This window comes from Bacillus sp. RB3 (assembly GCF_030164735.1).
Taxonomy (GTDB): Bacteria; Bacillota; Bacilli; order Bacillales; family Bacillaceae_G; genus Bacillus_A; species Bacillus_A cereus.
Map to the genome: position 1 here is coordinate 111,856 of NZ_JASNGE010000010.1, position 10,348 is coordinate 122,203.

Genomic DNA, 10,348 nt, shown 5'->3' on the forward strand with positions numbered 1-10,348 from the left:
TGCCTCCTTTAAGTTGAGCCAATTATCGCTTGATCGATTACATCTGAATCGTTGACAGTCGTTGCACTTTGATAATTGTAGACAGAAACATTGTCTCCAACGTTGAAAGAGCCGGCCCCGGCGAAAGCACGTGAGTAACTAATAGGCCTGATCGCAAATACATCTCCAATATGAAAAATACCACTTGATCCAATATTGACGATACGAATATGTCCGACCATAGCTGGCATATAAAACACCCTTCGTTTTTAAAATTTTCTTTTCTACTATTGTATGGGCGTTTTCAATAAAATGTGTGTTTTTTTGAAATAAAAGACACACACGCTATTGCGTGTGTGTGTCGAGTGTTTGATTTGGGTGAAAATCCGTATGTACATGCCAAATTACATTTAAGAGCCTGTCCAGTTCTTGGCTACAATCCACTGTTTTTTGAGAAGTCATTCCATAGCGTTCAGCAAAATAAATCATTTTTTCACGTTTTTTTTCAATCGCTTGCTCAAACATTGAAATCGGCTCCATCTCTAAATGAAATTTTTAGTATATATGTAGTACATATTATACAAAAACTCCATAAAAAAGAAATACCTTCGCTAAAAAAAGTAAAATTTCTACATTTTATGCCAAATATAAAGGCGTAACGAATAGGGTATGAGAAGAATATTGTAAAAATTAGCGTGTATGAGAAGGTTTTTTTCTTACGGATGCGAATACAATTAAAGGGCATGAGTTTTAGGATGGAGAGTGGAAATATTGCGTTTTGTAACGGCGAAGAAAGAAGAAAAGGTATTTGTAGGTATTGTGGATGAAGAAGAAAAAAAGGTATTACACTTAAGAGAAGTGCAAAGACAAAAAGGGGAAAAGGTTACAATCCCTATTACAATGTTAGAGTGTATTGAAAGAGGAACTGAATGCTTTGAGAAAGTATGTGAAATTGTAAATTGGGCAAAAGAGAACGGGGAAGCGGCGTATTATCCGTTAACAGAGGTGAAAATATTAGCACCGATTCCAAGGCCAAGAAAGAATATTTTGTGCGTTGGAAAAAACTATCGTGAGCATGCCATAGAAATGGGCGGAATAGAGTCTATTCCAGAAAATATAATGATTTTTACGAAAGCACCAACAACAGTTATTGGCATAAATGAGCAAATTAATGGTCACCCTCATGCAACGGACGAACTAGATTACGAAGGAGAATTAGCTATCATTATTGGTAAGCGAGGGAAGCAAATAAAAAAAGAAAAAGCGCTTGAGCATGTTTTTGGTTATACGATTATAAATGATGTAACAGCTCGAGACATTCAAAGAAAACATAAACAGTTTTTCCTTGGGAAAAGCTTCGATACATTTTGTCCGATGGGACCGTATTTAATTCATAAATCGGTGGTTAATGCGCCGAATGCATTACACATTGAAACGGTAGTAAATGGAGAAGTAAGGCAAACTTCCAACACAAATAAAATGATTTTTTCAATAGAAGAAATTATTTCAACGATAAGTAAAGGAATGACTTTAGAACCAGGCGATATTATCGCAACAGGAACCCCGGCTGGTGTCGGAAAAGGTTTCACACCACCGAAGTTTTTACATGCTGGTGATGAAGTGGTTATTACAGTAGAAGGAATTGGTACTTTGCGAAATGTAGTGAAGTGAAGAAAAGAGCTATCTTGTTAAAAGATAGCTCTTTTTTATGGCCTTGGGTTATAGAGGTAATCAATAATGGAAAAAGTGTAAAGACCAATGAATGCAAGTGTGCAAATGCCAAATAGTATAACCGTAAGTGCGCTTTTTTCTCGTCCAAAACCAATGATAGTAAGAATAACAGCAGTCCAAAATGATGCTTTCAGTAGTGTGAATGTAGTAGGAGTTGAGTAGTGAGTAAGCCATGTTGTGGAAAGTAGGAAGCCAAAGAATGTAACTAAAATAAAAGATGTAGCTAAATAGTTAATATGTTTACCATATCTTAATAGCATATCGCACCTCCTTTATGATTTTAAAATACAGAAAAATACAAATTTATCTTAATATAAATGAATATAAAAAGAAAGAGGTTGTCCCAACATGTCGGACAACCTCTCTATCATTACGATAATACAGCTTTAATTTTTTGGAATGCCCACTCTAAATCTTCTTCAGAGATTACTAGAGGTGGTGCGATACGAATTACGTTTTCATGTGTTTCTTTACATAGTAGACCAGCTGCTTTTAGTTGTTCACAGTAAGGACGAGCTGGCTCGTTTAATTCGATACCGATGAATAAACCTTTACCACGAACTTCAGTGATCATTGGATTGTCAATTTCTTTTAATTGCCCAACTAATTTTTCTCCTAATTGAAGAGAACGCTCTGTTAATTTTTCTTCTTCTAACACTTCAAGAGCTGCGATAGACACAGCACATGCAAGTGGGTTACCACCGAATGTAGAACCGTGAGAACCTGGCTCAAATACACCTAAAATGTCGCGGTTTGCTGCTACGCAAGAGATTGGGAATACGCCGCCGCCAAGTGCTTTACCAAGTATGTACATGTCAGGAGTTACATTGTCCCAGTCACAAGCAAATACTTTACCAGTACGGCCTAAGCCAGTTTGGATTTCATCTGCTACAAATAAAACGTTTTCTTTTTTACATACTTCAAGAGCTTCTTTTAAGTAACCAGCTGGCGGGATGTTAATTCCTGCTTCACCTTGGATTGGCTCTAAAATGAATGCAGCTGTGTTTGGTGTAATTGCGGCTTTTAATGCTTCTAAATCACCGTAAGGAATTACAACGATGCCGGGAAGCATTGGACCGAATCCACGCTTGTACTCTTCGTTTGAAGACATAGAAACAGAACCCATTGTACGTCCGTGGAAGTTATCTTCACAAACGATGATTTCAGCGCGGTTTGCTTCTACTTTCTTCACATCATAAGCCCAGCGACGAACTGTTTTAATTGCAGTTTCAACAGCTTCAGCACCTGTATTCATTGGAAGTACCATTTCTTTATTAGTTAGTTTCGCAACTTTTTCGTACCAAGGACCTAATTGATCGCTATGGAAAGCACGAGAAGTTAACGTAACACGATTAGCTTGGTCAATTAAAGCGTTAATAATTTTCGGGTGACGATGACCTTGGTTTACTGCAGAATATGCACTTAATAAGTCCATATAGCGGTTTCCTTCAGGATCTTCTACCCAAACACCTTCTGCTTTAGAAATAACGATTGGAAGTGGGTGATAGTTATTTGCTCCGTATGTGTCTGTAAGTTCGATAATATCCTTAGTTTGAATCATGATTGTTCCCCCTTTTGTTATTACAAGAAGTTTGTAAATACTCTAAATATTATATCATTTAAATGTAAAAAAGCGAAACATTTCCTGAAAATAAATGAACATGTTATCATATAGAGTGAAAAAGTGTGAAAAGAGGAGGTAAGGGATACGATGGTACATATGCATATTACAGCATGGGCGTTAGGTTTAATTTTATTTTTCGTTGCGTATTCACTTTATTCAGCAAGAAGAAAAGGTAAAGGTGTACATATGGGGCTTCGCCTAATGTATATCATCATTATTGTGACAGGCTTCATGTTGTACATGAGTATTGTGAAGACAGCAACAGGTAGCATGCACATGTGGTACGGCCTGAAAATGTTAGCTGGTATTTTAGTTATCGGCGGAATGGAAATGGTTCTTGTAAAAATGAGCAAAAACAAACCAACAGGGGCGGTTTGGGGCTTATTTATTGTTGCGCTAGTAGCAGTATTATACTTAGGACTGAAATTGCCACTTGGCTGGTACGTATTCAAATAAAAATAAAACCACCTTATAATCTCAAAGACTTGGGAGATAAGGTGGTTTTTATTTTTTATGTCGCATCGATATGCAACTCTTCTCCATTTACTTTCGTAAAACGGAACATATTTTTATTTGATGTAGTGTGACGTACGAAATGGTGCTGCAGTGTACAGATCATTTCGTCGTTATCAAACAAAAGAATATTTACTCCTTCGCGTGACTCCTCTTTCGGTAAGAAGGATAAATAATTATGACAATACATGCAATCATATAAAGAGTAGTGAAGTGATTGCAATGATTCAGTTAATAATGTGAAGACAGAGTCAGGTAATTCCTCGAGCCATTCATTATAGCTAAGAAGTAACTTTTTTCGAATACGTACCATTTCACCATTTTGCAAATGGTGTTGCTCGTTGGCGATTTGTAATACATCTTGTTCATAGAAACGGGCTGGTAACCAATTGTTATTATACAAAATTTCAAACCCATCTTCGGCAATATCTTCTAATAGAAACGCTTCATCATTTTCATCATCAAAGAATACCCATTCATTGTTTATATATTCTACATTACCGACTGTATGAGCACGGGGCTGGTTATATAAAATATGTTTACGTTGTATCATATACGATTTCTCCTTTATGAAAAGTAGTTATTCCTGTTATAGACAGTTCGTGCGTTCTTTATAACTAGACACATCTAGACATAGGTGGGCATACAATAAAACACGTTTTACTGAGTGAGAATGCTATTCCATATGTGGATAGTAGGTTATCGTCAAGTTTTTCATTTTTTGATCCGCACTCTTAGGGTGGGGATTACTGCACGTTCAAGAAAAGAAATAAGATGGAAGGATGATTTATATGTGCGGGATTACAGGATGGGTGGATTATAAACGCTCATTAGAAGGAGAAAGAGATGTCGTTACGAAGATGGCTGAGACGTTAGCGAAGCGGGGGCCGGATGATAATAAAGTTTGGATTAAAGGAAATGTCGCATTTGGGCATAAACGGTTAATTGTTGTTGATCCTGAGGGGGGGAAACAACCGATGACTTGTTTAAAAGATGAAACGAATTATGCCATTTGCTATAACGGTGAACTTTATAACACAGAAGACATTCGAAAGGAATTATTAAGAAGAGGGTATACGTTCAAAGGTCATTCTGATACAGAAGTATTATTAGCTTCTTATATTGAATGGAAAGAAGAATGTGTCGATCATTTAAACGGTATATATGCGTTTGCAGTATGGGATGAACAGAAAGAACAAGTATTTATTGCGAGAGATCGATTAGGTGTAAAGCCACTTTTTTATAAATATGATAGCGGACGCTTACTATTTGGTTCGGAGTTAAAAGCGATATTGTCGCATCCAGATGTGAAGGCGGAAGTAACATTAGAAGGGTTATCAGAAATATTCGGACTCGGACCGTCAAGAACGCCTGGCCACGGTATTTATGCTGGTATAAAAGAATTACGTCCAGGTCATGCGATGACATTTTCAAAGAACGGTTTGTGTATATGGAGATATTGGAATGTAGAAAGTAAAAAACATGAAGACTCTTTTGAAGAAACAGTAGAGAAAACGCGCTTTTTACTACAAGATGCTATTACAAGACAGCTTGTTTCTGATGTACCACTATGTACTTTTTTATCAGGTGGTGTAGATTCGAGCGCTATTACAGCTATTGCAGCGAAAGAATATGAGAGATCGGGAAAAGGGCAATTACACACGTATTCTATTGATTACGAAGATAATGACAAATACTTTAAAGCAAATGCATTCCAGCCAAATTCAGATGCTCCGTTTATTAATTTAATGACTGAGACATTTCAAACAACCCATCATCGCTGCGTCATTTCGAATGAAAAATTAGCAGAGTATTTAACTGAAGCAGTACTTGTTCGTGATTTGCCTGGTATGGCAGATATCGATTCGTCATTATTATGGTTTTGCCGAGAAATTAAACAAGATTTTGTCGTTGGCTTATCTGGAGAATGTGCAGATGAAATATTTGGTGGATATCCGTGGTTTTATAGAGAAGATGATTTACAATCGAGTGCATTTCCATGGATGCGTTCTACAGAGGCACGTGAACAACTTCTAAAAAAAGAATGGAGAAATAAATTAAATTTACAACAATATGTACAAAGGCGTTATGAAGAGTCGATTCAAGAAGTTCCTATTTTAGAGGGGGAAAGTCCGCTAGAAGCAAAAAGACGCCAATTATTTTATTTAAATATGGTATGGTTTATGACAACATTATTAGACAGAAAAGACCGCATGAGTATGGGGGCAAGTTTAGAAGTACGTGTTCCATTTGCAGATCATCGTCTTGTCGAATATGCGTGGAATATTCCTTGGGAAATGAAAATGTATAAAAACCGCGAAAAAGGTCTATTACGTAAAGCGTTAGAAGATGTACTTCCGCATGACATCTTATATAGAAAGAAGAGTCCGTATCCGAAAACGCACAATCCACACTATACAAACGCAGTAACAGTATGGCTTCAAAATATATTAACGGATAAAGGTTCAATTTTACACGAACTGTTTGATAAAGAGCAGTTGAGCGGATTGATTCAGTCTGGCGGCAGTGCATTTCAAACACCATGGTTTGGTCAATTGATGACTGGGCCACAGCTTTTAGCTCATTTAGCACAAATTCATGTTTGGTTTAAAGAATATGGGGTAAATATTAAGGAATAAGGGAAAAGCGGCTTACAATTATGTAAGTCGCTTTTTATTAAAGAAATTGTCATATAAAATTCAAAATCACCTTATAAATAATACTTAATTAGAATTATTATTTTGACGTACTTATTATTACTTGTTATAATTGGAAACAAACGTTCTGAAAAAGATTCTCATTTATAAAATTGAGGTGTTAGATAGATGACAAAGAAAAGAATAGGTTTACTCGTAATGGCGTATGGAACACCAGAATCATTAGACGATGTAGAGGCATATTATACACATATCCGTCACGGGCGTACGCCATCAGAAGAAGCGCTTGAAGATTTAATTGGGCGCTATAAAGCGATTGGTGGAATTTCACCGCTTGCAAAAATTACGAAAGAACAGGCGCATAAATTAACAGATTCAATGAATAACATATTTACAGAGTATGAATTTACTTGTTACTTAGGTTTAAAACATATTGCACCATTTATAGAAGATGCTGTAGAAGAAATGAAGCGTGATGGGATCGAGCAAGCGATTAGTATCGTATTAGCGCCGCATTACTCTACATTTAGCATTAAAGCGTATAATGACCGTGCTATTCGTCTTTCAAAAGAAATCGGTGGTCCTGTTATTGAACCAATTGAACAATGGTATGATGAACCGAAATTTATTTCGTATTGGGCAGACCAAATAAAAGAGACGTTTACAGAAATTGATAATAAAGAGAAAGCAGTCGTAATTTTTTCAGCGCATAGTTTGCCAGAAAAAATTATTGCAGCAGGAGACCCATATGTAGAACAACTAAAGCATACGGCAGATTTAATTGCAGAAGCTGCAAATATTCAAAACTATACAATCGGTTGGCAAAGTGCTGGGAATACTCCAGATCCGTGGATTGGTCCAGATGTGCAAGATTTAACGAAAGATTTATATGAAGAGCATGGGTACGAATCTTTCGTATATTGCCCAGTTGGTTTTGTAGCGGAGCATTTAGAAGTTTTATATGACAACGATTATGAATGTAAAGTTGTAACGGATGAATTAAATGCCAAATATTTCAGACCAAATATGCCGAATGCACAATCTGCATTTATCGACTGTTTGGCTGAAATTGTTTCCAAAAAAGTGAAGGAAATAGTTGACAAAGATTTAGTTTTGAATAATAATTAATTTATAATAATTTTAAATAAATAATGATTACTACGAAAGAAAGAGGAGGATCCCCCTAGATGAATCCAAATAATCGCTTAACAACAAACCAAGGTGCTCCAGTTGGAGACAACCAAAATTCTCGTACAGCTGGTCGTCGTGGACCAGTATTATTAGAAGACTATCATTTAGTAGAAAAACTTGCGCACTTTGATCGTGAACGTATTCCGGAGCGTGTTGTGCATGCACGTGGTGCAGGTGCTCACGGTGTATTCGTAACGAAAAATAGTATGAAGCAATATACGAAAGCAGCATTTTTACAAAATGAAGGAACTGAAACGCCTGTATTTGTTCGTTTTTCAACGGTTATTCATGGTCAAGGTTCTCCTGAAACAGCACGTGACCCACGTGGGTTTGCTGTTAAATTTTATACAGAAGAAGGAAACTACGATATCGTAGGTAATCATTTACCAGTTTTCTTCATTCGTGATGCAATTAAATTCCCTGATATGGTACATTCCTTAAAACCAGCACCTGATACGAATATTCAAACGCCAGATCGTTATTGGGATTTCATGACGTTAAGTCCAGAATCTACACATATGATGACATGGGTATTTTCTGATTACGGTACACCAGCAAGCTATCGTGAAATGGAGGGTTTCGGCGTCCATTCATTTAAATGGATTAATGAAGAAGGTAAAATTGTTTATATTAAATACCACTGGAAACCACAGCAAGGTGTACGTAACTTAAATGCGAAAGAAGTGCAAGAAGTACAAGGGAAAGACTTCAATCATGCAACTCGTGACTTGTTCGATGCAATCGAAAAAGGAAATTACCCAAAATGGGATTTACACGTACAAGTTATGCAATTAGATGAAATGGACTCTTTAGACTTTGATCCACTAGATCCAACGAAAGTATGGCCAGAAGATCGCTTCCCATTAATGGAAGTAGGGACAATGACGTTAAATCGTAATCCGAAAAACTTCTTTGCAGAAGTAGAGCAAGTAGCGTTCTCTCCAAGTGCAACTGTAAATGGTATTGAGCCATCGGAAGATAAATTATTACAAGGTCGTTTATTCTCTTACCCAGATACACAGCGTTATCGTCTTGGTGCAAATTACTTACAAATTCCTGTAAACTGCCCATACGCAGCTGTTCATAATCAACAACGTGATGGTGCGATGCAAGTGAATCAAAACCCATCTACAATCAACTACGAACCGAGTCGTCATGCAGAGAATCCAGTTGAAGACAAAGCTTACCGCGATTCAACTATGAAAGTAGAAGGCTATGTATCTCGTGAAAAAATTGAGAAACCAAATGACTTCAAACAAGCAGGTGAGCGTTACCGTTCATTCTCTAAAGAAGAGCAAGATAACTTAATTGCAAACTTAACAAATGATCTAAAAGACGTAAATGAACGCACAAAATTATTAGCTGTTTGTAACTTCTTCCGTGCAGATCAAGAATACGGTATGCGTTTAGCACAGGCATTAAATGTTGATATTACGCAATATGTAGGAAATGCTCCGAAATAAATAGGAAAAGACGACCGGGCTTCGGTCGTCTTTTTTGTATAAAGTTATGTGGGGTATTTCGCATGTAAAACATGTCGGAATTTGTTGGTAAATCGATATGTTGTGTCGAACCGTTGATATATTGAAAGAAACAATCGATATATTTGAAAAATCGTTGATATATCCAAAAAATCGCTGATATATTCTCTCTAATACCAGATTGGGTATTGAGAAATCTATGTAACAAGTTCCCATTATTTAATAAGGCTAAGTGGCCTGAGTTCTACGATAGATAGGAACTCAGGCTTTTTTATGCAAAAAATTTATGAAATCTTTTTGGAATAAAACTGAGGACAAGAAAGAGGGCGATTTCTCCTAAAATAGCGACAATGATATTGAATAAAAAGGTACGGAAATTTGCAGTGATATGAGTAAGAATCGCGTATTTCCAATAAGATAAGCTCATGAAAATCACTCCTTGTAGCATTTTTTATAGTATATAAAATTTGTTTCGTAAAAGTGCGTGTCTTAGTTTGTGATTTGCGAAAAAACAAAATAAATTCTCAATATAATCTCAACAATTGAGTAACAAAACATGGAATATATTACCTGTTTAATGGCATAGGAATAGGAGTGTTTACAAAAATATTTTTTGAATTAACATAAAATTTGCAAAAAACTAATAAATTGTTGAAATAATGCAAACGTAAATATATACTCTATATATACTTTTTACAAAAAAAGGATGTGATGGAATGAATTACATGTTTACTTGGTAGGATAGGATTGATTCACTTTACAAATTCGAAAAAAATTAAGTGAGGAGAAATGTACATGTTTCAATTTATGAAATCACCAATCGGTATAGCGGTTGGAGTAGCAGCGGTTATATTAGCGTCACCAAAAGCGAGAAAGGGGCTAAGAAAGCTAGCGGTAAAAACAGTGTCTGCTTTTCTCGGTGCAAAAGAACAAATTCAAAATGCTAGTTCAGAAATGGAAGAAGCTTTACCGAAAGTAAAAGAAGCGGCACGTAAAGTGGCAGTAAAAACAGTATCGCCAATTATTGGAGCAGTAGAAGCTGTACCGACAACTATTTCTAAATTCCAGGAAAAATGGGCGTCTCGTGTAAATGCATATCATTCTGAGCAGAGTGTAGATTACGAAAGCATACCTGTTACTCCTTAGATAGTAAGTGATTTTACTTCCTTTAC

12 protein-coding genes are annotated in these 10,348 nt (G+C 36.3%); 6 read left to right on the plus strand and 6 right to left on the minus strand.

Annotated elements, in window-relative coordinates:
- Window positions 1–8 precede the first annotated feature (8 nt).
- Together gerPA and QO049_RS15110 are read right to left on the minus strand one after the other, a co-directional pair.
- Window positions 9–230, minus strand: coding sequence for a spore germination protein GerPA (gene gerPA / locus QO049_RS15105; protein ID WP_001111187.1), 222 nt, complete (start codon window positions 228–230; stop codon window positions 9–11).
- A 94-nt stretch (window positions 231–324) separates the two neighbouring features.
- On the minus strand, window positions 325–504 hold the full coding sequence (locus tag QO049_RS15110) for an aspartyl-phosphate phosphatase Spo0E family protein (RefSeq protein WP_000462845.1): 180 nt from the start codon (window positions 502–504) through the stop codon (window positions 325–327).
- A gap of 246 nt (window positions 505–750) precedes the next feature.
- Between QO049_RS15110 and QO049_RS15115 the strand changes: the two genes are divergently transcribed.
- Window positions 751–1,650 (plus strand): fumarylacetoacetate hydrolase family protein, encoded by a 900-nt coding sequence (locus tag QO049_RS15115; RefSeq protein ID WP_246962310.1) that lies wholly within the window; start codon window positions 751–753, stop codon window positions 1,648–1,650.
- A gap of 35 nt (window positions 1,651–1,685) precedes the next feature.
- On the opposite strand, the gene QO049_RS15120 is transcribed toward QO049_RS15115, so the two are convergent.
- Both QO049_RS15120 and rocD read right to left on the minus strand, forming a co-directional pair.
- Window positions 1,686–1,970 (minus strand): hypothetical protein, encoded by a 285-nt coding sequence (locus tag QO049_RS15120; RefSeq protein ID WP_000926863.1) that lies wholly within the window; start codon window positions 1,968–1,970, stop codon window positions 1,686–1,688.
- A 110-nt stretch (window positions 1,971–2,080) separates the two neighbouring features.
- Window positions 2,081–3,271 carry an ornithine aminotransferase gene (gene rocD, locus QO049_RS15125; RefSeq protein WP_044792702.1) on the minus strand — a complete coding sequence of 397 codons (1,191 nt, stop codon included), beginning with the start codon at window positions 3,269–3,271 and terminating at the stop codon, window positions 2,081–2,083.
- Window positions 3,272–3,421: 150 nt separating this feature from the next.
- On the opposite strand from rocD, the gene QO049_RS15130 reads away from it, so the two are divergent.
- Complete coding sequence (locus QO049_RS15130) at window positions 3,422–3,790, plus strand: YisL family protein (protein WP_246962312.1); 369 nt, start codon at window positions 3,422–3,424, stop codon at window positions 3,788–3,790.
- Between the two features lie 55 nt (window positions 3,791–3,845).
- Here QO049_RS15130 and QO049_RS15135 read toward each other — a convergent pair whose 3' ends face one another.
- Window positions 3,846–4,400 (minus strand): DUF2777 domain-containing protein, encoded by a 555-nt coding sequence (locus QO049_RS15135; RefSeq protein WP_000616049.1) that lies wholly within the window; start codon window positions 4,398–4,400, stop codon window positions 3,846–3,848.
- Window positions 4,401–4,638: 238 nt separating this feature from the next.
- On the opposite strand from QO049_RS15135, the gene asnB reads away from it, so the two are divergent.
- The 3 genes from asnB (at window position 4,639) to katB (ending at window position 9,158) form a co-directional block, all read left to right on the plus strand.
- Entirely contained in the window at window positions 4,639–6,486 is a 1,848-nt protein-coding gene (gene asnB / locus QO049_RS15140; protein WP_000334003.1) for an asparagine synthase (glutamine-hydrolyzing), read from the plus strand.
- Between the two features lie 186 nt (window positions 6,487–6,672).
- Window positions 6,673–7,632, plus strand: a complete 960-nt coding sequence (hemH, locus tag QO049_RS15145) for a ferrochelatase (protein WP_061655460.1) — start codon at window positions 6,673–6,675, stop codon at window positions 7,630–7,632.
- Window positions 7,633–7,691: 59 nt separating this feature from the next.
- Complete coding sequence (gene katB / locus QO049_RS15150) at window positions 7,692–9,158, plus strand: catalase KatB (RefSeq protein WP_001069180.1); 1,467 nt, start codon at window positions 7,692–7,694, stop codon at window positions 9,156–9,158.
- Between the two features lie 289 nt (window positions 9,159–9,447).
- On the opposite strand, the gene QO049_RS15155 is transcribed toward katB, so the two are convergent.
- The gene (locus QO049_RS15155; protein WP_023901154.1) at window positions 9,448–9,603 is read right to left on the minus strand and encodes a hypothetical protein; all 156 of its coding nucleotides are present in this window, start codon (window positions 9,601–9,603) and stop codon (window positions 9,448–9,450) included.
- Window positions 9,604–9,971: 368 nt separating this feature from the next.
- Between QO049_RS15155 and QO049_RS15160 the strand changes: the two genes are divergently transcribed.
- Window positions 9,972–10,322: a YtxH domain-containing protein gene (locus QO049_RS15160; RefSeq protein ID WP_000486133.1), complete on the plus strand. Its 351-nt coding sequence runs from the start codon at window positions 9,972–9,974 to the stop codon at window positions 10,320–10,322.
- The last annotated feature ends 26 nt before the right edge of the window (window positions 10,323–10,348 follow it).